Here is a 20,406-nt window from a genome sequence, read left to right as displayed (position 1 = left end):
AAGACATGTTGCCACCGTTCCGCGCCGACCACGTCGGGAGCCTGCTGCGCCCGGCGGCCCTGCTCAAGGCCCGCGCGCAACGCGCCGAGGGGTCGATCTCCGCCGGCGACCTGCGGTCGATCGAGGACGACGCGATCCGGGACGTCGTGCGCATGCAGGCCGAGGTGGGGCTGAGCTCCGCCACCGACGGCGAGTTCCGGCGCACCTCGTGGCACATGGACTTCATCTACCGCCTCGGCGGCGTCAGCCAGGGCGACGACCGCCTCACGGTCCGCATGCACAACAACGACGGAGACGTCGAGTTCACCGCGCCCGCGCTGCACATCAACGCGCCGATCACGTTGCAGGAGCCCATCTTCGGCTCCGACTTCGAGTACCTGCGCTCCGTCGCCGGGCCCGGCGTCACCCCGAAGCTCACGATCCCGTCGCCGTCGATGGTCCACTACCGGGGCGGCCGGGCCGCGATCGACCCGGCCGTCTACGCCGACGAGGACGCGTTCTGGGCCGACCTGTCCGCCGCGTACGCCGCGCAGGTGCAGGCGGTGCACGAGCTCGGCTGCACCTACCTGCAGCTCGACGACACCAGCCTCGCCTACCTCAACGACCCCGACCAGCGCGCCGTGCTCGACGCCCGCGGCGACGACGCCGAGCACCAGCACCTGCGCTACATCAAGCAGATCAACGCCGCGCTCGCCGGAAAGCCGGCCGGCCTGCGGGTCACCACGCACATGTGCCGCGGCAACTACCGGTCGTCGTGGGCCGCGTCGGGCTCGTACGACTTCGTGGCCGAGGCGCTGTTCAGCGAGCTCGCCGTCGACGGTTTCTTCCTCGAGTACGACGACGAGCGGTCCGGGGACTTCGCGCCGCTGCGCTTCGTGCCGGCCGGCAAGATGGTGGTGCTCGGCCTGGTGACCACCAAGCGCGGGGCGCTGGAGTCGAAGGACGACCTGAAGCGGCGCATCGAGGAGGCGTCCCGGTACGTGCCGCTGGAGCAGTTGTGCCTGTCGCCGCAGTGCGGGTTCTCGTCCACTGTGGAGGGTAACGCGCTGTCCTACGAGGAGCAGGTGGCGAAGCTGCGGCTCATCGTGGAAACGGCCGCGGAGGTCTGGGGCTGAAACTGTGGTACCTGGCGGTGGTCCTGGTAGCGGCCAACCTCCGTCCGGTCATCACGTCGGTGCCGCCGGTGGTCGACGGCCTCGTGGCCACGTTCGGGTTGTCGGCGTTCGCGGCCGGCGCGCTCACGACGGTTCCGGTGCTGTGCATGGGATTGTTCGCGCCGCTGGGCGCGATCGTCTCGCGGCGGGTCGGCGAGTCGGCGACGCTGGCGCTCGCCGTCGGGCTGATCGCGGCCGGCGCGCTGCTGCGGTCGGTGGCCGGCGTCGCCGGGCTGTACGCGGGCACGGCGGTGGCCGGCGCCGGCATCGCGGTCGCCGGGGCGCTGCTGCCGTCGGTGGTCCGGGCCCGGGTGCCGGCCAGGGTCGGCCCGGTCACCGGCATCTACACGGCCGCGCTCATCGCCGGGGCGTTCCTGGCCGCCGGGGCCACGGAACCGCTCCGGGACGCGCTGGGCGTGTCGACCCAGGCGGTGCTCGCCGTGTGGGCCGTGCCCGCGATCGTCGCCGTGGTCGTGTGGCTGGCCGCCCGGTCGCCGTCGCCGCCCCGTGGCGGCACCCGGGTACCACTCCCCTGGCGCAGCGGGGCGGCCTGGCTCGGCGCGGTGTTCATGGGGACGCAGTCGCTGCTGTTCTACGGGTCGCTGGCGTGGCTGGCGGCCGTCTACACCCGGCTCGGCATGGACACCGCCCACGCGGGCCTGCTGCTGGCGCTGTTCAGCGCGACCCAGATGGTGACGGCGTTCGCGCTTCCCGCGCTGGCGCACCGGTTCGGCCGGCGTCCACTGTGGACGTTCGGCTCGGTGGGCGTCACCACCGTGGGGCTGTTCCTCGTGGCGCTGGCACCCGACCCGTTCCCGGCCGCGCCGTGGCTGTGGGCGGCGCTGCTCGGGCTGGGCATGGGCGGCAACCTGTCGCTCGCGCTGTCGATCGTCACCGATCTCGCGCCGACCCCGCGCGAGGCGTCGGCGTACACGGGGATGGCGTTCCTCGTCGGCTACACGCTCGCGGCGCTCGGGCCGGTCGCGCTGGGTCGGCTGACCGACCTCACCGGTGGGTACCGGGCTGGCTTCCTCGTGCTCGGCGCGGTCGGTGTCGTGACCGCGGTCGTGGGCACGGCCGCCGCCCGGTCGACGGCCGCCCGCATGCATTGACGTGCCAGAATGTGGCCCATGCGATCACGGGCCATGTTCGGCGCGGTCGTCGGCGCGGGGATACTGCTGATCCTCGGGTTCGGCGTCCTGTTCCTCAGCCGGCTCGACATCCAGCAGAACCTCGACGAGTACCTGGTGCGTGAGGGCCTGCCACCGACCGCCCGCTACGACAGCCGGGGCTGGATGGCGCTGGAGTTCATCGGCGGCGCGGCGCTCACGCTCGCGATCATCGTGCTCCTGGAACGCCTGACGACCACCGGCCGCGAGTGGCTGCGGACCGTCACGACGCTCGCGCTGATCGGCGGGATCGTGCTGGGCCTCGTGCAGACGCTCGACGGGCTGGTGAACGTGTCGCCCGACGGCATCGTCGGCGCGGTCTACCCGGCGTACTTCTTCCCGCTCAACCTGGCGATGGGCCTGCTCGCGCTCGCGGTGTACGTCCCGGCGGTGATCATGGTGACCGCGGGCGGCCCCCGCGCCGCGCGGGTGGCCGGTCGCTGACGGTGCACGCCCGCATCCCGTTCGCCGTCGCGGCGGTCACGGCGACGGTGCCGGTCACCGGCTTCGTGGCACTGTGTGCGGGCGCCACGGCCGCCGACGGGAACATCGGGCTCTACCGGATGGACCACGGGCTGCCCGTCACCGTCGGGCCGGACCGGTGGGCGCTCGCCACCGTCGGGTACGCCGGCGGGGTGGTGCTGTCGCTGGTGGTCGTCGGGCTGATGTGGAACCCGGGCCGCAACCGGCGCGCCCTGACCGTCGCCCTGCTGGCCGGGATCGCGCTGGGCCTCCTGCTGACCCTCGACGGGCTGCTGAACATCGCGCCGAACGACGACCTCGCCGGGGTCGTCCCGTCGTGGTACGCACCGCTGAGTGCCGCACAGGGCCTCCTGGTGACGGCGCTGTGCGGCCTCGCGGTGATCGGACTCCCCTCGCGATCCCGGTCGTCCTAGGTACGCTCGGCCCCGTGGACGGACTTCGCCTTCGGGTCACCTCCATCACCATCACGGCCCCGGATCCGCGGGCCCTGGCCGGCTTCTACGCGCGCCTGCTCGGCCGGCCGGTCACGACCGAGGAGGAACCGCGCCCCGGCGAGCCGCCGACCGCCGGTTGGGCGCAGCTCCGCGCGCCGGAGGGCAGTTCCGAGCCGACGCTCAACTTCGAGTACGAGACGCGGTGGAAGCCGCCGACGTGGCCGAGTGAGCCCGGCACGCAGAACGCGACGCAGCACCTCGACATCCTCGTCGAGGATCTCGACGCGGCCACCGACCACGCCATCGCCGCCGGTGCGTCGCTGGCGGCGGTGCAGCCGCAGCAGACCGTGCGGGTTCTCCTCGACCCGGCCGGACATCCCTTCTGCCTGTTCCTCTGACGGCTGGCTAGAACGGGTACGTGGGCGGCTGGCTGCGCATCGTGACCCAGCGGGTCTCCGTGAACGCCTCCACGTTCGCGGCGGCTCCGCCGAACCGGGATCCGGTGCCGCTCGCGCCGATGCCGCCGAACGGGGCGTTCGCCTCGTCGTTCACGGTCTGGTCGTTGATATGCACGATGCCGGTGGGCATGCGGTCGGCCAGCGCCAGGCCCTTGAGGACGTCGCGGGTGACGATGCCCAGCGACAGGCCGTACTCGGTGTCGGACGCGATGCGCACGGCGTCGTCGATCGAGCCGAACTTCAGTACCGGCGCGACCGGTCCGAAGATCTCCTCCGCGAACGCCGGCGCGCTCTGTGGCACGTCGGCGAGGACGGTGGCCGGGTAGAACAGGCGGTCGTAGGTGCCGCCGGCGGCGACCCGGGCACCGGCGGCGGTGCTCGCGGTGACCAGGCCGTGCACCTTGTCGCGCTGCCGCTCGTCGATCAGCGGGCCGAGCGCGACCTGCGCGGTCGCCGGATCGCCCACCGGCAGGTGTGCCGCCTTGGCGGCCAGCCGCTCCACGTAGTCGTCGTAGAGGTTCTCGGCGACGATGTGCCGGCCGGTCGTCATGCAGATCTGGCCCTGGTGGAAGAACGTGCCGAACGCGGCCAGCGTCACCGCCTCGTCGACGTCGGCGTCGTCGAGCACGACGAGGGCCGAGTTGCCGCCGAGTTCCAGGTGCGCCCGCTTGAGGTGCTTGCCGGCCAGCTCACCGACCCGGCGGCCGGCGCCGGTGGACCCGGTGAACGAGATGACCGGCACCTTCGGGTGGGTGATCAGCGCCTCGCCGGCGTCGACCCCGCCGGGCACCACCTGCAGGACGCCCGGCGGCAGCCCGGCCTCCTCGAAGATGCGGGCGAGCACCACACCGCCGGTGACGGCCGTGCGGGGGTCGGGCTTCAGGACCACGGCGTTGCCGAGGGCCAGCGCCGGCGCCACCGACCGGATGCCGAGGATGATCGGCACGTTGAACGGCGAGATGACGCCGACCACGCCGACCGGCACCCGCCGGGTCATCGACAACCGGGGCTGCTCGCTCGCGATCAGCTCACCGTAGGGCCGGCCGGGCAGCGACGCCGCCTCGTAGCACTCCATCTCGGCGACGTGCAGCGCGAACCCGGCCATCGGCGGGATCGTGCCGACCTCCCGCACGTTCCACCAGGAGATCTCCTCGCCGTGCTCGGCCCAGAGTTGGGCCGCCTTGCGCAGGATCGCGGCCCGTTCGGCGTGCGAGGTGGCCGCCCAGGCGGGCTGCGCGGCGGCGGCGCTCTCGACGGCCTGTGCGACGTCGCTCGCGTCGGCGGCGCCGACCTTGCCGAGGACGTTGCCGGTGGCGGGCTCGATGACGTCGCGGCTACCGCCGGCGGCCTCGGTCCACTTGCCGCCGACGAAGATGCGGTTGGTCCAGGTTTCCTTGTCCAGAAGCATGGCGGGGGGCTCCTTCCGTTGCCCTACTCAACCACTTGCCCCGGCAACTATCGAGGCCCCGCCAGCAACGAAAACGTGTTCGGCAGTTGACCCTGCCACGCCGCCGCCTCCCGCTCGTCCATCTTCCAGAACGGCTCCGGGTGCTCGCCGAGATGCGTCACCGGCAGGCCGGCCCGGACCACGGCGGTGACGATCTGGCCGAGGTTCCACTGGTGCTCGATCGCGCCGTTCGCCGGGTACGAGTCGCAGGGGTACGTGGGCGCGAAGTAGCCGCGGTCGGGGCGGATCCGGGCCTCGTCCTCGTCCCACGACCAGAGCGCGAACGCCGGGTGGCCGTCGTAGACGAACAGGTGGCCGCCGGGTCGCAGGATGCGCGCGATCTCCGTGGCCCAGGCGTCGAGGTCGGTCATCCAGATCAGGGCGCCCTTGCCGGTGTAGACGAGGTCGGCGCTTCCGTCGGCCAGCGGCGTCGCCGGGATCCTGGCCACGACGTACCGGACGGGGACGTCGAGGTCGGCCGCCCGGCGGGCGGCGGCCGCGGCGGCGCGCCGGCTGTAGTCGACCCCGACCACCGACCGGGCACCGGCCCGTACCAGCGAGTGGTCGTCGATGCCGTCGCCGCTCTGCAGGTGGACGACGTCCGGTCCCCCGGCGAGCAGCGGCGTCAGGACGTCCCGCTCGACCTCGACCAGGGAGTCCCCCGCGCGCGCCTTGGCCAGGAGGTCGTCGTACTCCCGCCAGTACTTCTCGGAGACGGCGTCCCAGGCGGCGTGATTGGTGTCCGTATCGATGTCCATGCGCCAATTCTCGGGCCGGCACCCCCGGGCCGCAGGGGGTTTATCCCCACCCCGGTCCGGGTGACGGCACCAGCGACGGCGGGCGGCCCAAGCGGAAGCATCGACGTCATGAGAAACGACCTGAGCACGAAGCGGAACATCCGACAGCTCACCACCGGCGTATGGCTGCTGGCGAGCGGCATCCAGTTCGTCGTGTGGGCGCTGATCGTCGTGATCGGCCTCGACTGGCAGGCCCCGTGGTGGCTGTGGACCTTCGTCCCCGGCGCCGTGGTGACGGCGGGCGTCTGGTGGCTGACCGAACTGGACCTCCAGTCCAACTCAGCGTAGCCATACGGCTACCCGAAAGGTTGCCGATCTTTGTGCCAGATACACCGGACGTGTTTGATTCGTAACCCTGTGCCATCCGAGAATAGGTGGAGATCGATGTAGGTGAGGGCCCTCGCCTTTCCGCAGCGTTGTTCACGCCGCGCCGTCGACGGCTTGCCGGGCGGCCGTACGGAGGGGGCCTTCGTGAGTCGAAGCCATGCGTTCGTCGGGTTGATGGCGGCCGGGCTGGTCGCCGGACTCGTTGTGGTGGCGGTGCCGGTCGTCACCGGGAGTCCGCCGGGTGCGCAACGGCGGTGCCGGGCCGTCACGCTCGCCGTGTCGCTGGCGCCGGACCGGCCCGCCGATCAGCGGATCGCCGCCAACTACTGCGAGCCGACCACCTGGGCCGAGCCGCGCACCGTCGACGTCCTCGCCGACGGCACCACGTACACCGGTTACTGGGACTGGCCGGACCGGACGTACAGCGTGGTCGACCGGCTGCTCGCCACGGGCCGGGCCACCCTCACCTACGACCGGATCGGCACCGGCCGGTCGAGCCGGCCGACCGACGACGTCACCCTCACCACCGACGTCCACGTGCTCGACCAGATCCTGACCTGGCTCCAGCCGAACCAGATCATCCTGTTCACGCACTCGTACAGCGCCGCCGTCGGCATCCAGCTCGCCACCGTTCCCGGGAAGGTCAGCCAGCTCGTCGTGACCGGTTTCCTGCACACGTCGCGTGACCCGGTGGTGGCCCGGCGGATCCAGCCGGCGACCCGCGACCACCCGCGCTGGCGCGACTTCGCCGCCCAGCAGGCGTTGCCGGCCGACCGCAATCCGTCGAGTGCGGTAGCGGTGCCGGTGGTGATCGCCGTCGGCGACCGGGACGCGATCTTCTGCGCACAGGGGAACTGCTCCGACGCGGCCGCGATCGAGCGGTTCGAGCGGCCGTTCTTCCGGTCGGCGCCGAGCCTGCGGGTGATCGTCGCGGCGGCCGGGCACAGCCTGGCGCTCGACCCCTCGGGGCCCGACACGGCCGCGCGGATCACGGCCGCCCTCGACGCGGCCGCCGTCCAGCGCTGAACGTTTGGTCGAAATACTAGGACGCCCTACTATTGGATGACCGAACAAAGATCCCAGGACGGTGCAACGATGCTCCATGTCCCTGCCGAGCCGGTCCGGTTCGTCACCGCGTCCAGCCTCTTCGACGGGCACGATGCCTCGATCAACATCATGCGACGGATCCTGCAGTCGCAGGGTGCGGAGGTGGTGCACCTCGGGCACAACCGGTCGGTGCGGGAGATCGTCGACGCGGCGGTCGAGGAGGACGTGCAGGGTGTGGCGGTCTCGTCGTACCAGGGTGGGCACGTCGAGTACTTCGAGTACCTGGTCGAGAGCCTGAAGCAGGCCGGCGCCGGTCACGTCAAGGTCTACGGCGGCGGGGGTGGCGTGATCATCCCCGCCGAGATCGCCCGCCTGCGCGGGAGCGGGGTCACGATCTTCTCGCCGGAGGACGGGCAGAAGCTCGGCCTGGCCGGCATGGTCAACACGATGATCCGCGACTGCGACTGGAGCCCGTGGGAGCACCGGCCGGTCACCGCGGCGGACGTCATCGGCGGCGACCGGGCGGCGATCGGCCGCGCGATCACGGGAGCCGAGCGCGGGGTCCTGCCGATGGAGGACCTCGTCGCGGCGGCGAACAAGCGGACGGTGCCCGTTCTCGGCATCACCGGCACCGGTGGCTCCGGCAAGTCGAGCCTCACCGACGAACTCGTCCGCCGCCTGCGCCTCGACCAGCAGGACAAGCTGCGGGTCGCCGTCATCGCCGTCGACCCGACCCGCCGCAAGGGTGGCGGCGCGCTCCTCGGCGACCGCATCCGGATGAACGCGCTCGACGGCAGCACCGCCTACTTCCGGTCGCTGGCCACCCGGGGCGCCCGCGAACTGCCCGAGAGTCTCGGCGACGTCATCACGGTCGCCAGGGCGGCCGGCTTCGACCTGGTGATCGTCGAGACCCCGGGCATCGGCCAGGGCGACGCGGCGATCGTGCCGTTCGCCGACGTCTCGCTGTACGTGATGACGCCGGAGTTCGGCGCGGCGTCGCAGCTCGAGAAGATCGACATGCTCGGGTTCGCCGACGCGGTGGCCATCAACAAGTTCGAGCGGCGGGGTGCCGCCGACGCGATGCGCGACGTGGCGCGGCAGCTCGTCCGCGAGCGCGAGGCGTTCGGCTCGCGTCCCGACGAGATGCCGGTGTTCGGCACGTCGGCCGCGACGTTCAACGACGACGGCGTCACCGCGCTCTACCAGTTCCTCCGCGAGCAGTTGGCGGGCAAGGGGCTGCCGGTGAGCGAGGGCCTGCTCACGCCCGTCACCGCGAAGACCACCACGATGATCCGCCGCCTCATCCCGCCGGAGCGGGTGCGCTACCTCGCCGAGATCGCGCAGGCGGTGCGCGACTTCCACGCGGAGACCGAGACGCTCGCGGAGCGGGCGCGGCGCGTGCAGCGGCTGGAGGCCGTCGCCGCCGAGTTGCCGGCCGCGGCGGACCTGCGCGACCAGGCCCGCGCGGCCCTCCCCGCCGCGACGCGCGACGAGCTCACCGCCTGGCCGGCCGTCGTCGAGGCGTACTCGGGCACCGAACACGTCTTCACCGTGCGCGGCAAGGAGTTCCGCACCCCGTTGACCCGCACCTCGTTGAGCGGCAACGAAATCCCGCGGGTGGCCCTGCCCCGGTTCACCGACCACGGCGACCTGCTGCGCTGGCTGCGCCGCGAGAACCTGCCCGGCTCGTTCCCGTTCACGGCGGGCGTGTTCCCGTTCAAGCGCGACAACGAGGACCCGGCCCGGATGTTCGCCGGCGAGGGCGACCCGGCCCGCACGAACCGGCGGTTCAAGCTGCTGTCGGCCGACGCGCCGGCGACCCGCCTGTCGACCGCGTTCGACTCGGTGACGCTCTACGGCCGCGATCCCGACCCGCGGCCCGACATCTACGGCAAGGTCGGCACCTCCGGCGTGTCGGTGGCGACCCTCGACGACATGAAGGTGCTCTACGACGGGTTCGACCTGCTCTCGCCGTCCACCAGCGTTTCGATGACCATCAACGGCCCGGCGCCGACGGTTCTCGCCTTCTTCCTGAACACCGTGATCGACCAGCACGTGGCGAACGGCGGAACCGCCGCCGAGGCGCTGGCACAGGTGCGCGGCACCGTGCAGGCCGACATCCTCAAGGAGGACCAGGGCCAGAACACGTGCCTGTTCTCCACCGAGTTCTCGCTGCGGATGATGGGCGACATCCAGGAGTGGTTCATCCAGAACGGGGTGCGCAACTTCTACTCCGTGTCGATCTCGGGCTACCACATCGCCGAGGCGGGGGCGAACCCGATCAGCCAGTTGGCGTTCACGCTCGCCAACGGGTTCACGTACGTCGAGTCGTACCTGGCGCGCGGGATGAAGATCGACGACTTCGCGCCGAACCTGTCGTTCTTCTTCTCCAACGGCATGGACCCCGAGTACACGGTGCTCGGCCGCGTCGCCCGGCGAATCTGGGCCGTCACCATGCGGGAGCGGTACGGCGCCAACGAACGCTCGCAGAAGCTCAAGTACCACGTCCAGACCAGCGGACGCTCGCTGCACGCGCAGGAGATGGACTTCAACGACATCCGCACCACGCTGCAGGCGCTGACCGCGATCTACGACAACGCGAACTCGTTGCACACCAACGCGTTCGACGAGGCGGTCACCACGCCGGGCGCCGAGTCGGTGCGGCGGGCGCTGGCCATCCAGCTGATCATCAACAAGGAGTGGGGACTCGCGGTCAACGAGAACCCGCTGCAGGGCGCGTTCATCATCGACGAGCTCACCGACCTCGTGGAGAACGCCGTGCTGGCGGAGTTCGACCGCATCTCCGAACGCGGCGGCGTGCTCGGCGCGATGGAGACCGGTTACCAGCGCGGCCGCATCCAGGACGAGTCGATGCTGTACGAACAGCGCAAGCACGACGGCAGCCTGCCGCTGGTCGGCATCAACACGTTCCTGCGCCCGGACGGCGCGGCTCCGACGGTGACGGCGGTCGAGCTGGCCCGGGCGACGGAGGCGGAGAAGGAGTCGCAACTGTCGCGGTTGCACGCGTTCCACGCGGCGCACCGGGACGAGGCGCCGGCGGCGCTGGCCGCGCTCCGCGAGGCGGCGATGTCGGGCGGGAACGTGTTCGCGGTGCTGATGGACGCGGCCCGGGTGTGCTCGCTGCAGCAGATCACCGAGGCGTTCTTCGACGTGGGCGGCCAGTACCGGCGCAACGTCTGACCCGGCCGGGCCGGTCAGACGATCGGCAGCAGGTCCAGCAGGTCGCCGTAGACGATCCGGTTCTTGTCGATGATCGGCTTCACCGCGCGCCGGAACGCGTCGACGTCGACGTCATCGTTAATCTTGGCGCCCTTGTCGGTCGCCTGCTTGACGTAGTTGTCGGTCTCCTTCGCCCACAGGTCCCATTCCCGCTTCTGGGCGTCGAAGCCGGCCTCGACGAACGCGTCCTGGTGCTTCTTCGAGAGGCCGTCGAAGTACTTCTTGCTCACCAGCAGCGCGTCGATGCCGAACTGGTGGCGGGTCCACGACCAGTACGTCGCCTCCCCCACGTGCTTGTTGGTGACGTAGAAGATCGGGTTGTTCTCCGCGCCGTCGATGGTGCCCTGCTGCAGCGCGGGGAGGATCTCGTTGGCGGCCATCGGCGTCGCCACCGCGCCGAGCGTGGTGAACGTGTCGATCGCGACCGTGTCCTGTGGCACCCGCAGCCGCAGCCCCTTGAGATCGTCGGGGGTGCGGATCGGCCGCTTCTTGTTGTAGACGTTGCGGGCGCCGGAGTCGAAGAACGCGAGCACCTTGAAGTTCTGGGCCTCCAGGATGTTGCCGAGCTGCCGGCCGAGGCGGGCCAGCAGCGCGATGTACAGGTCGTCCTGGCGGGCGAACGCGTACGGCAGCGACATCACGCCGAGTCGCTTGTCGAACACGGTGAGGCTGGCGAACAGCGTCTTGGTCATGTGCAGGTTGCCGTCGCGGACCTGCAGGTTCATCTTGGCGGGGTCGCCCAGCGTGCTGTTGGGGTAGACCTTCACGTCGTAGGCGCCGTCGGTCAGCGCGGCCAGCCGCTCACCGAAGTAGCGTTCGGCCGCGATCTGCGGGTTGCTCTCGGCCACGGTGTCGCCGAGGCGGATGGCGGTCGCGTCCGCGTCGTCCTTCCCGCAGCCGGTGAGGGCCATCGCCGCGGCACCGGCCGTCGTTCCGAGCGACATCCCAAGCGACACCGTAAGTAACCGTCGCCTGTCCATGGCGATCCCTCCGTGGAGTTCCAGGTCCCGACGTGTTCTGGATCTTCGTCGTCGGACTGTACTGGAGCACCCCGGCGGCGGGATCACCTGATCAGGTTCGGCAGCCACTCCGAGAAGGCCGGTACGTACGCGAGGAGCACGATCGTCGCGAACATCACCGCCATGAACGGCAGCATCGGCCGCATCATGTCGACGATCCTGATCCGCGCGATGCCGGTGACGATGAAGCAGGCCGACCCGAGCGGCGGCGTCACCAGCGAGATGCCGAACACGGCCAGGCTGAAGATGGCGAAGTGCAGTTCGCCCATGCCCGCTTCGGCGGCCAGCGGCATGAACAGCGGAATCAGCACCACCAGCGCGGGAACGCCGTCCAGCAGCGCGCCGAGAATCCAGAACAGCACCATGACGATCGTGACGAACAGGAAGAAGTTGCCGGTGAACTGGCTCGCCCAGTCGGCCAGCTGGATCTCGACCTGTTCGTACGCCAGCATGTAGGCGAGCAGCTGCGCCATGCCGACCAGCGACAGCACCACGCCGCTCGTGCGTCCGGCGTTCACGAAGATGCGGATCCAGTCGGCCCGCGACACCGACCGGTAGACCAGCGCGAGCACCACCGCGTACAGCACCGCGACGGCCGCGGCCTCGGTGGCGGTGAAGACGCCCCACAGGATGCCGCCGAGGATGATGACCGGAGCGATCAGCGGGGGCAGCGCGTCGAGCCCGGCCCGGCCGAGTTCGCGCGGCGTCACCCGGACCCGTTCCGCGGTCGGCTCCTTGTACTTCGCGTAGAAGTAGATGACCACGCCCTTGCTCGCGGCGACGACCACGGCCGGCACGAGCGACGCGAGGAACAGGTCGCGGATCGACAGGTTGGCCACCGTCCCCAGCACGATCATCGTGATCGAGGGCGGGATGAGGATGCCGGTGCCGGACGCGGCGGCGACGATCGACGCCGACCACGGGCGGCGGTAGCCGGCCTTCGTCATCGGCGGGATCATCGTCGAGCCGATCGCCGCCGCGTCGGCGTTCACCGAGCCGCTGAGACCGGAGAACAGCATCGTCGACGCGACCACGCTCATGCCGAGCCCGCCGGTCATCCAGCCGACGCAGATCGTCACGAACCGCACCAGCCGCTCGGCGGCGCCCGACCGGTGCAGGATCTCGCCGGTGAGCACGAACAGCGGGATCGCCAGCAGCGTGAACGAGTTGAGCCCGTGGAACACCGCCTGCGCGGCGATCGACAGCGGCACGTCGGACGCCGTCGCCTGGATCAGGCCGACCGCGCCGAGGGCGGCGACGATCGGCGCGCCGAGCAGGATCAGCGCGACGATGCCGAAGAACGCGAGCGCGAAGCTCACACCGCACCCCCGGCCTCTGCCTCGCGGTCCACGATCTCTTCCACGGATGCGCCGCGCAGCACCGCGACCACCTCGACCACGATGTGCACCAACCCGAGCACGGCGCCGAACGGCAGCGGCAGGAACGCCGCCCACAGCGGGATGCCGACCGGCGACACCACGTCGCGCTGCTCCCACAGGTAGGTGGCGCCGCCGATCCCGATGCAGCCGAGCACCACGCCGAGCACCACGAGTTCGCCGATCCGCAGCCACTTGCGCGGCCGCGCGCCGAGCTTGCGCTCGAACAGGTTCAGGGCCACGTGCGCGTTGTCGCGGATGCCGATGGCGAACCCGACGAACGCCACGTACACGAGCAGGTCGGTGGCCGCCTCGTTCGACCACGACAGCGGTTGCTCCAGCGCGTACCGGAAGAACACCTGACCCAGCAGGACCAGCACGGTGCCGGCGAGCAGCAGCATGATGAGCCAGTTCTCGAACACCGCGAGCCCGGCCAGGAACCGGTTCGACCGCTGGAAGTCGGGGGTGGCGCTCTTCTCCTCGACCTCGGTCTCGACCTCTGCCGTCACGTCAGCTCACCGGCAGCAGCTTGACGAGGTCGCCGAACGTGGCGCGGTGCTTCTCCAGCACCGGCTTGACGGCCTTCTGGAACGCGGCGACGTCGATGTCGTCGTTGATCTTCGCGCCCTTGTCGGTGGCCTGCTTGACGTACTTCTCCGTCTCGGTGGCCCACAGTTCGCGTTCGTGCTTCTCGGTGTCCTGGCCGGCCTGGACGAACGCGTCCTGGTTCGCCTTGGACTGCTTCTCGAACCACTTCTTGCTGACCAGCAACGCGTCGACGCCGAACTGGTGCCGGGTCCACGACCAGAACTTCGCCTCCTCCACGTGCTTGTTGGTGACGTAGAAGATCGGGTTGTTCTCCGCGCCGTCGATGACGCCCTGCTGCATCGCCGAGTAGATCTCGTTGGTGGTGAGCGGGGTGGCCTGCGCGCCCAGGGTGTTGAACGTGTCGATGGCGACGGCGTCCTGCGGCACCCGGATGCGCAGGCCCTTGAGGTCGTCGGGCGACTTGATGGGCTTCTTCTTGTTGTAGACGTTGCGCGCGCCGGAGTCGAAGTAGGCGAGCACCTTGAGGTCGTAGGACTCCAGGATGCCGGAGAGCTGCTTGCCGAGATCGCCGCCGAGCGCGGTGAACAGGTCGGCCTGCTTCGCGAACGCGTAGGGCAGCGAGAGGACGCCGAGCCGCTTGTCGAACGCGGTGAGGTTCGCGAACAGCGTCTTGGTCATCTGCAGCGTGCCGTTGCGCACCTGCTCGTTCATGCGGTTGTGGTCGCCGAGCGTCCCGTTCGGGAAGACCTTGACGTCGTACGCGTTCTTCGTGAGCGCGTTGAGCCGCTCGCCGAAGTACTTCTCGGCCGCGATCTCCGGGTTGCTCTCGTTGACGGTGTCGCCGAGCCGGACGTCGGTCTTCCCACCGCCACCGCCACCGTCGTCCCCGTCGCCGCATCCGGCGAGCAGGGCGGCTGCTCCGCTCGTGGTGGCTATCGACAGGGAAAGGAAGCGCCGCCTGTCCATGGGGATCCCCTCATGAAGTTCCGGTTTCGTGGGTGTTCCGGGTTCGATGTCGGGCACTGTACTGTGTTCCAGCAGACGGAACAAGGTTCGACCTGATGGAATATATTGATACCTGCCGGTAGACAGGGGGTTCGATGGAAGTCCGCCACGCCACGGCGCCGAGCGAGGTGCCCACGCTCGACACCACCGGGTTACGGGCCCGGTTCCTGGTCGAGGATCTGTTCGCCGGCCCGGGAATCCGGCTCACGTACTCGCACCACGACCGGCTGGTGGTCGGCGGGGTGGTGGTCGGCGACGCGCCGGTCGACCTCCCGGCGCCGGCGCCGCTGCGCGCGTCGGCCTTCCTCGACCGGCGCGAGCTCGGCGTGGTCAACGTCGGCACGGCCGACGCGGCCGTCGAGGTCGACGGTCGGTCCTTTTCTCTCGCCGCGCGGGAGTGTCTCTACGTCGGCCGCGGCGCGCGGGTGGTGCGCTTCTCCGGTGACGGCGCCCGCCTGTATCTCGTCTCGACGGCCGCGCATGCCGTTCATCCGACCCGGCGGGCCGCGCTGGCCGACGCGACGCCGGTGAAGCTGGGATCCGTGTCGGGCTCGAACGAGCGGACGATCTACAAGTACATCCACGCCGACGGGATCCGGAGTTGCCAGCTGGTGCTCGGCGTCACCGTGCTCGCCGACGGCAGCATGTGGAACACGATGCCCTGCCATACGCACGACCGTCGCACCGAGGTCTACTGCTACTTCGACCTGCCGCCGGAGCACCGCGTGGTGCACCTGATGGGCAGACCCGACGAGACCCGCAACCTCATCGTCGCCGACGGCGAGGCGGTGATCTCGCCGCCGTGGTCGGTCCACTGTGGATTCGGGACGCACAGCTACTCGTTCGTGTGGGCGATGGGCGGCGAGAACCAGGCGTACGACGACCTGGAGCCGGTCGACGTCCGGGACCTGCGGTGAGTCTGTTCGACCTCACCGGCACCACGGCGCTCGTCACCGGCGCGGGCAAGGGCATCGGGCGGGCGCTCGCCGTCGGGTTGGCGTGCGCCGGTGCCGACGTCGTCCTGCACGGCCGGCACCCGTCGCGGGTGGCCGAGGTGGCCGACGAGGTCCGCGCGGCGGGCCGCACGGCGACGGTGTGGACCGTCGACCTCGGCGACCCGCCCGCCCGGATCGCCGACGCGGTCCGCGACCTGCCACCGGTCGACGTGCTCGTCAACAACGCCGGCATGATCCGGCGCGGTCCGGCCGTCTCGCAGCCGTTCCCGACCTGGCGCGAGGTCCTCGCGGTGAACCTCGACGCGGTGTTCCTGCTGACGCAGGCGGTCGGCGCCGGCATGGTCGAGCGGGGGCGCGGAAAAATCATCATGATCGCGTCCTTGCTGTCGTTCCAGGGCGGGATCAACGTCGCCGGGTACACCGCCTCGAAGCACGCGGTGGCCGGGCTCACGCGGTCGCTGGCGAACGAGTGGGCCCCTTTTGGGGTACAGGTGAACGCGATCGCGCCCGGCTACATTGAGACCGACAACACCGCGCCGCTGCGGGCCGACCCGTCCCGTGGATCGGCGATCCTGCAACGGATCCCGGCCGGCCGGTGGGGTCGGCCGGACGATCTGGTCGGTGGTGCGGTGTTCCTCTCCTCGGCCGCGTCCGACTACGTGGCGGGCCATGTGCTCGTGGTCGACGGCGGCTGGATGACACGATGATCAGTTAGGGTGATGGGGTGGCTACAGGTATGCCCAGCGGCTCGATCGACAAGGCACTCACCGTGCTGGAGGCGCTGGCGGAGCACCACCGGGTCACCGACATCGCGGCCGCCACCGGTCTGCCCAAGTCCACCGTCCACCGCATCCTGCAGTCGCTGCTCGGCTGGGGCTTCGCCCGCGCCGACGGCAACGGCGGCTACCTGCCGGGTCCGCGCATCCTCACGCTCGCCGGCCGGATGATGAGCCGGTTCGACCCGGCGGTGCAGGCCCGCGGAGCGCTGCGCGAACTGCGCGACCGCACCGGTCTCACCGTGCACTTCGCCATCCGCAGCGGCGACGAGGTGGTGTACGTCGACAAGATCGAGGGTCGCCGGCCGTACCAGATGAAGTCGCGGGTGGGGATGAGCGTCCCGTTGCACACCACCGCGATCGGCAAGGCGGTGCTGGCCTGCCTGCCCGAGGCGGAGGTCGACGGGATCGTCGGCCGGGTCGGGCTCACCGCCGTGACGCGTCGCTCGATCACCGACCCGGCGGTGCTCCGCCGGCAGTTGCAGGGGGCGCTCGACAAGGGCTTCGCGGTCGACGACGGGGAGAACGACCCCGGCATCAACTGCATCGGCGCGCCCGTGGCCGACCACACCGGCGGGGTGATCGGCGGCATCTCGATCTCGGCCCTGTCCCACGAACTCGACGTCGAGAACGAGGCCCTGGCCGCCCAGGTGATCGCCGCGGCGCGGGAGGTCTCGCTGTCGCTGGGCGCCCCGATGGACCCCGGCACCCGCGCCGCCGGCTGAGCCCGCCCGTCGCCGGCGGCGGCACCCGATCACCTGTAACAGCAGCGGCCACCCGCGCTGCGGCCCACCGGAGTCCACTAACGCCGCACCACGTCGCCCAGGCCTCGCGGCCGTAGAGAGTCACGGGCTTGATTTTGTTCCGTCCTACGGGATGATGTTCTGGACGGCTGAACAAATCCTGGAGGACTCGATGCCCAACATCACGGTGGAACTGCTCTCGGGCCGCACCATCGACCAGCGTCGCGAGTTCGTCGAGGCGGTGACGGAGGCGGCCGTGGCGATCCTGAAGGCGAAGCGGGCATCCGTCCGGATCCGGTTCGACGAGATCGAGAAGTCCGACGTGGCCAACGGCGGCACGCTGGAGTCCGAGCGGCCGAACTGACCGGCCGGCCCGGCCCGGCCCCACGGCAAGATCCATTAGGCTGGCCGGGTGCTTGCCGAGGTGTGCGTCGACACGGTCGCCGGTGCGCTGGTCGCCGAGGCGGCCGGTGCCGACCGGATCGAGTTGTGCGCCGGGCTCGGCACCGGCGGCCTCACCCCGAGCGCCGGCCTGGTCGACGAGGTGCTCGCCACCACCGCGCTCCCGGTGCACGTGCTGATCCGGCCGCGCGACGGCGACTTCGTCTACGACCGGTACGAGGTGTCGGCGATGGTGCGCGACGTCCGGGCCGTCGCCCGGTCGGGGGCGCACGGCGTGGTCGTCGGCGCGCTCACCGCCGACGGCGACCTCGACGTCGACACGTGCCGGCGGTTGGTGGACGCGGCCGGCGGCCTCCCGGTCACCGTCCATCGCGCCTTCGACGTGGCCCGGGAGCCGTACCGGGCGCTCGACGCGATCCTCGACCTCGGCGCCCACCGGTTGCTGACCTCGGGCCAGGAGGCGTCCGCGCTCGACGGCGCGCCGCTCATCGCCGGGCTCGGGCACGCCGCCGGCGACCGTCTCATAGTCATGGCCGGCGGCGGGATCACCGCGCACAACGTGGCGCGCGTCGTGGCCGCCACCGGCGTTTCGGAGATCCACTTCTCCGCACGCACCACAGTGGACGGTGCGGCCCGGCACCGCAACCCGCGCGTCACACTGTCCACAGCGGACGGTGACCACACCCGACGGGTCACCGATCGAGGCACGATCGAGGCGATCCTCGCGGCGGTCCGGGGCCGGGCCGCCCGGGGTTAGTCGGCGACGAGGCGGGTCGCCGCCGGGCCGGGCTCGGGCTCGTCGTCCGGGATCTGGACCTGTTCCCGCTTGCGGTGGACAACGTACGTGCCCGGGCCGACGCCGTTGGCGCCGTGCTCGTCGGTGTGGATCAGCAGCGCCGTCTCCCCCGGCGGGACGAACAGGAACCCGAGCCGTTGCGGGCCCAGCGTCGACGCCGCCCACCGGACGCCCGGTGACGCGAAGCCGGCGTGCAGCCAGTGCGTGTTGCCGGTCGCCTCGCCGTCGACCAACCGTAGCCCGGCGGCCGGCAGCGCCCGCCACTCCACAGTGGACGGTGCCGCCCGCCGGAACACCAGCAGGTCGCCCTGCGCCTGCGGACCGGTGAGCACGGGCACCTCGGCGTCGGCGACCAGGTGGTCGGGAACGCCGGTGCCGATCAGGGCCAGCGCGCTGCCGTACGTGTGCATGATGTCTCCCTCAGGTCCGTCGTTTCAGCCGCCGGTAGACGCGCACCGGGCAGCCGTACTGCCACGCGGCCGCCGCCACCGGATCGTCGAGGTGCACGGGGACGGCCTCCGCGTACCGCCGCGGCCGGCCCGACCGGTCCGGGCTGCCGTTCGTCATCACGAGCACGCGGACGCCGTCGCGCCGGGTCGGGTCCTCGTACAGGTGCAGCTCGTGCGGTTCGTTTCCCGGGTCGGGCGCGGAGGCGACGAGTCGCCAGCCGGCTTCGGCGATGTAGCGCGTCCACCCGATGCGTTCGATGCCGGCGCGCCGCACCTCGCTGTTCGGCTGCCGCTGGATCTCCCGGCCGTGCCAGCCCGATTCGATCATCTCCGCCGGCACCGCGATGCCGTGGAACCGGTACACGCCGTACCCGTCGGCCCACCGCACGGCCGGCCCGTCGGCGTTGTGCAACCGGTGGGTGTGCTCGTCCACCCGCTCGACGTGCACCTCGACCGGCGGTTCGCTCACCACCGTCACGTGTCGGCGCGGCCACCACGGCCCGGCCCGGCCGATGCCGTGGAACCGCTCCGGCGGTGTGCCGGCGCGGGTCAGGGCCGCGTCGAGCGCCCACCGGACGTGGATCAGGGGACAGTCCGCCCCGTCCGGCCACCGGTGCCGGAACCGCCGGTCCAGGGTCAGCCAGGTCCGGTCCGCGGGGGCCGGCGGTGGCTCGCGGTGGTGGCGAAGGCGGTCCAGGAGCGTCAAAGGCATCGGGGACGGGGGGCAGCGCAGCGCCTCGACAACCGTGCCCGGCGACGGGGACGGCGTCCACACGACCCGGCCGTGCCAGGGCAACCCCGCTTCCTCGTAGCGGCTGCGCAGCGCGTCCACGATGGCCGTGCGCTCCGCGGCCGTGAGCGGCCGCGTCATCATGTCTCGTACTCCCGGTCGGGCACGTCGGTGACGAACATGTGCCCCGGCGCGTGCGTGATCGCGAACGGCACGCCCGACGCCATGATGGCGGCCTGCGGCGTGACCCCGCAGGCCCAGAACACCGGCACCTCCCCCGCGCGGACCTCTACCGGATCGCCGAAGTCGGGCCGCCCCAGGTCGCGGATGCCGAGGCCGGACGGGTCGCCGACGTGCACCGGCGCCCCGTGCACCGCCGGGAACCGGCCGCTGATCCGCACCGCGTCGGCCACCCGGTCGGCGGCGATCGGCCGCATCGAGACCACGAGGTTCCCGCGCAGCCGCCCGGCCGACCGGCACTCCCGGCCGGTGAGGTACATCGGCACGTTGGAGCCGGCCGCGATGTGACGCACCTCGATGCCCGCCGCGGCCAGCCCGCCCTCGAACGTGAAACTGCACCCGATCAGGAACGCGACGAGGTCGTCGCGCCACTCGGTGGTGGCGTCCGGCGTCTCCCGGTGCAGCGTCCCGCCCCGCCAGACGCGGTACAGCGGCAGGTCGGCGCGGAGGTCGGCGCCGGGCGCGAGGACGGTGGCCGGGTCTCCGGGCTCGGTGACGTCGAGCACCGGGCAGGCCCGGGGATTCCGCTGGGCGAACAGCAGCATCTCGAACGCCCAGTCACGCGGGACGGCGATGAGGTTCGCCTGCACGGCGCCGGGCGCGAGGCCCGCGGTGGGCCGGCTGAGCCCGCGGCGGAAGGCCGCTCTCAGGTCGGCCGCTGTGGTGAACGCGTCGACTGACATCCGTTGCCTCCCGCCATCGAAGGATGTGTTGACTATAAGAATCGTTCAACAATCCCACAACCCCCTCCCTCCGCGATCTTGGACTCCTTGCGGTGCTCCAGGCCCTCACGGCGTCCAAGATCGGGA

22 protein-coding genes are annotated in these 20,406 nt (G+C 71.1%); 13 read left to right on the top strand and 9 right to left on the bottom strand.

What is annotated here, in order from left to right; translation table 11 throughout:
* The first annotated feature begins 5 nt into the window (after positions 1-5).
* From Vau01_RS41440 to Vau01_RS41420, 5 genes are read left to right on the top strand one after another with little or no spacing between them, the layout of a single operon-like run.
* Complete coding sequence (locus tag Vau01_RS41440) at positions 6-1,115, top strand: 5-methyltetrahydropteroyltriglutamate--homocysteine S-methyltransferase (RefSeq protein WP_239152269.1); 1,110 nt, start codon at positions 6-8, stop codon at positions 1,113-1,115.
* A gap of 17 nt (positions 1,116-1,132) precedes the next feature.
* Positions 1,133-2,266, top strand: a complete 1,134-nt coding sequence (locus Vau01_RS41435; RefSeq protein WP_204005380.1) for an MFS transporter — start codon at positions 1,133-1,135, stop codon at positions 2,264-2,266.
* An 18-nt stretch (positions 2,267-2,284) separates the two neighbouring features.
* Positions 2,285-2,767 carry a hypothetical protein gene (locus Vau01_RS41430; protein ID WP_204005378.1) on the top strand — a complete coding sequence of 161 codons (483 nt, stop codon included), beginning with the start codon at positions 2,285-2,287 and terminating at the stop codon, positions 2,765-2,767.
* Between the two features lie 2 nt (positions 2,768-2,769).
* A complete protein-coding gene (locus tag Vau01_RS41425; RefSeq protein WP_204005376.1) occupies positions 2,770-3,219 on the top strand; it encodes a hypothetical protein in 450 nt (149 codons plus the stop codon).
* A gap of 14 nt (positions 3,220-3,233) precedes the next feature.
* Entirely contained in the window at positions 3,234-3,638 is a 405-nt protein-coding gene (locus Vau01_RS41420; protein WP_204005374.1) for a VOC family protein, read from the top strand.
* 7 nt (positions 3,639-3,645) lie between these two features.
* Here Vau01_RS41420 and Vau01_RS41415 read toward each other — a convergent pair whose 3' ends face one another.
* Both Vau01_RS41415 and Vau01_RS41410 read right to left on the bottom strand, forming a co-directional pair.
* Positions 3,646-5,106, bottom strand: a complete 1,461-nt coding sequence (locus Vau01_RS41415) for an aldehyde dehydrogenase family protein (RefSeq protein ID WP_204005372.1) — start codon at positions 5,104-5,106, stop codon at positions 3,646-3,648.
* A 47-nt stretch (positions 5,107-5,153) separates the two neighbouring features.
* Positions 5,154-5,903, bottom strand: coding sequence for a class I SAM-dependent methyltransferase (locus tag Vau01_RS41410; protein ID WP_204005370.1), 750 nt, complete (start codon positions 5,901-5,903; stop codon positions 5,154-5,156).
* A 108-nt stretch (positions 5,904-6,011) separates the two neighbouring features.
* Between Vau01_RS41410 and Vau01_RS41405 the strand changes: the two genes are divergently transcribed.
* The 3 genes from Vau01_RS41405 (at position 6,012) to icmF (ending at position 10,517) form a co-directional block, all read left to right on the top strand.
* Entirely contained in the window at positions 6,012-6,230 is a 219-nt protein-coding gene (locus Vau01_RS41405; RefSeq protein WP_204005368.1) for a hypothetical protein, read from the top strand.
* Between the two features lie 183 nt (positions 6,231-6,413).
* Positions 6,414-7,295: an alpha/beta fold hydrolase gene (locus tag Vau01_RS41400; RefSeq protein WP_204005366.1), complete on the top strand. Its 882-nt coding sequence runs from the start codon at positions 6,414-6,416 to the stop codon at positions 7,293-7,295.
* Positions 7,296-7,364: 69 nt separating this feature from the next.
* Positions 7,365-10,517 carry a fused isobutyryl-CoA mutase/GTPase IcmF gene (gene icmF / locus Vau01_RS41395; protein WP_204005364.1) on the top strand — a complete coding sequence of 1,051 codons (3,153 nt, stop codon included), beginning with the start codon at positions 7,365-7,367 and terminating at the stop codon, positions 10,515-10,517.
* A 14-nt stretch (positions 10,518-10,531) separates the two neighbouring features.
* Here icmF and dctP read toward each other — a convergent pair whose 3' ends face one another.
* From dctP to Vau01_RS41375, 4 genes are all read right to left on the bottom strand, one after another.
* Positions 10,532-11,500, bottom strand: coding sequence for a TRAP transporter substrate-binding protein DctP (dctP, locus tag Vau01_RS41390; RefSeq protein WP_204005362.1), 969 nt, complete (start codon positions 11,498-11,500; stop codon positions 10,532-10,534).
* 119 nt (positions 11,501-11,619) lie between these two features.
* Entirely contained in the window at positions 11,620-12,894 is a 1,275-nt protein-coding gene (locus Vau01_RS41385; RefSeq protein WP_204005360.1) for a TRAP transporter large permease, read from the bottom strand.
* Positions 12,891-13,460, bottom strand: a complete 570-nt coding sequence (locus tag Vau01_RS41380) for a TRAP transporter small permease (protein ID WP_204005358.1) — start codon at positions 13,458-13,460, stop codon at positions 12,891-12,893. Before Vau01_RS41380 ends, Vau01_RS41385 begins: the two co-directional genes overlap by 4 nt.
* A gap of 1 nt (position 13,461) precedes the next feature.
* On the bottom strand, positions 13,462-14,466 hold the full coding sequence (locus Vau01_RS41375) for a TRAP transporter substrate-binding protein (protein ID WP_204005356.1): 1,005 nt from the start codon (positions 14,464-14,466) through the stop codon (positions 13,462-13,464).
* 134 nt (positions 14,467-14,600) lie between these two features.
* Between Vau01_RS41375 and kduI the strand changes: the two genes are divergently transcribed.
* The 5 genes from kduI (at position 14,601) to Vau01_RS41350 (ending at position 18,139) form a co-directional block, all read left to right on the top strand.
* Complete coding sequence (gene kduI / locus Vau01_RS41370) at positions 14,601-15,422, top strand: 5-dehydro-4-deoxy-D-glucuronate isomerase (protein ID WP_204005354.1); 822 nt, start codon at positions 14,601-14,603, stop codon at positions 15,420-15,422.
* Entirely contained in the window at positions 15,419-16,168 is a 750-nt protein-coding gene (locus Vau01_RS41365) for an SDR family NAD(P)-dependent oxidoreductase (RefSeq protein ID WP_204005353.1), read from the top strand. Before kduI ends, Vau01_RS41365 begins: the two co-directional genes overlap by 4 nt.
* Before the next feature lie 17 nt (positions 16,169-16,185).
* Entirely contained in the window at positions 16,186-16,962 is a 777-nt protein-coding gene (locus tag Vau01_RS41360; RefSeq protein ID WP_204005351.1) for an IclR family transcriptional regulator, read from the top strand.
* 190 nt (positions 16,963-17,152) lie between these two features.
* Positions 17,153-17,344, top strand: coding sequence for a tautomerase family protein (locus Vau01_RS41355; RefSeq protein ID WP_204005349.1), 192 nt, complete (start codon positions 17,153-17,155; stop codon positions 17,342-17,344).
* Positions 17,345-17,392: 48 nt separating this feature from the next.
* Positions 17,393-18,139 (top strand): copper homeostasis protein CutC, encoded by a 747-nt coding sequence (locus Vau01_RS41350; protein WP_204005348.1) that lies wholly within the window; start codon positions 17,393-17,395, stop codon positions 18,137-18,139.
* Here the strand turns inward: Vau01_RS41350 and Vau01_RS41345 are convergent.
* Genes Vau01_RS41345 through Vau01_RS41335 form a run of 3 tightly spaced genes read right to left on the bottom strand, consistent with a single transcriptional unit; the run spans position 18,136 to position 20,280 of the window.
* Positions 18,136-18,588 (bottom strand): DUF8820 family protein, encoded by a 453-nt coding sequence (locus tag Vau01_RS41345; RefSeq protein ID WP_204005346.1) that lies wholly within the window; start codon positions 18,586-18,588, stop codon positions 18,136-18,138. The two genes, Vau01_RS41350 and Vau01_RS41345, sit on opposite strands and share 4 nt — an antisense overlap.
* A 10-nt stretch (positions 18,589-18,598) precedes the next feature.
* Positions 18,599-19,498 (bottom strand): DUF6745 domain-containing protein, encoded by a 900-nt coding sequence (locus Vau01_RS41340; RefSeq protein WP_204005345.1) that lies wholly within the window; start codon positions 19,496-19,498, stop codon positions 18,599-18,601.
* Positions 19,498-20,280 (bottom strand): putative hydro-lyase, encoded by a 783-nt coding sequence (locus Vau01_RS41335; RefSeq protein WP_204005344.1) that lies wholly within the window; start codon positions 20,278-20,280, stop codon positions 19,498-19,500. Before Vau01_RS41335 ends, Vau01_RS41340 begins: the two co-directional genes overlap by 1 nt.
* Between the last annotated feature and the right edge of the window lie 126 nt (positions 20,281-20,406).

The organism is Virgisporangium aurantiacum (assembly GCF_016863635.1).
In the GTDB taxonomy this organism is placed as follows: domain Bacteria; phylum Actinomycetota; class Actinomycetes; order Mycobacteriales; family Micromonosporaceae; genus Virgisporangium; species Virgisporangium aurantiacum.
This window is presented reverse-complemented; position numbering and strand designations above follow the sequence as displayed.

Coding starts and splice junctions, on each gene's coding strand:
- Vau01_RS41440 (WP_239152269.1), top strand. CDS start 6: ATGTTGCCACCGTTCCGCGCCGACCACGTCGGGAGCCTGCTGCGCCCG.
- Vau01_RS41430 (WP_204005378.1), top strand. CDS start 2,285: ATGCGATCACGGGCCATGTTCGGCGCGGTCGTCGGCGCGGGGATACTG.
- Vau01_RS41415 (WP_204005372.1), bottom strand. CDS start 5,106: ATGCTTCTGGACAAGGAAACCTGGACCAACCGCATCTTCGTCGGCGGC.
- Vau01_RS41410 (WP_204005370.1), bottom strand. CDS start 5,903: ATGGACATCGATACGGACACCAATCACGCCGCCTGGGACGCCGTCTCC.
- Vau01_RS41405 (WP_204005368.1), top strand. CDS start 6,012: ATGAGAAACGACCTGAGCACGAAGCGGAACATCCGACAGCTCACCACC.
- icmF (WP_204005364.1), top strand. CDS start 7,365: ATGCTCCATGTCCCTGCCGAGCCGGTCCGGTTCGTCACCGCGTCCAGC.
- dctP (WP_204005362.1), bottom strand. CDS start 11,500: ATGTCGCTCGGAACGACGGCCGGTGCCGCGGCGATGGCCCTCACCGGC.
- Vau01_RS41375 (WP_204005356.1), bottom strand. CDS start 14,466: ATGGACAGGCGGCGCTTCCTTTCCCTGTCGATAGCCACCACGAGCGGA.
- kduI (WP_204005354.1), top strand. CDS start 14,601: ATGGAAGTCCGCCACGCCACGGCGCCGAGCGAGGTGCCCACGCTCGAC.
- Vau01_RS41355 (WP_204005349.1), top strand. CDS start 17,153: ATGCCCAACATCACGGTGGAACTGCTCTCGGGCCGCACCATCGACCAG.
- Vau01_RS41345 (WP_204005346.1), bottom strand. CDS start 18,588: ATGCACACGTACGGCAGCGCGCTGGCCCTGATCGGCACCGGCGTTCCC.
- Vau01_RS41340 (WP_204005345.1), bottom strand. CDS start 19,498: ATGACGCGGCCGCTCACGGCCGCGGAGCGCACGGCCATCGTGGACGCG.
- Vau01_RS41335 (WP_204005344.1), bottom strand. CDS start 20,280: ATGTCAGTCGACGCGTTCACCACAGCGGCCGACCTGAGAGCGGCCTTC.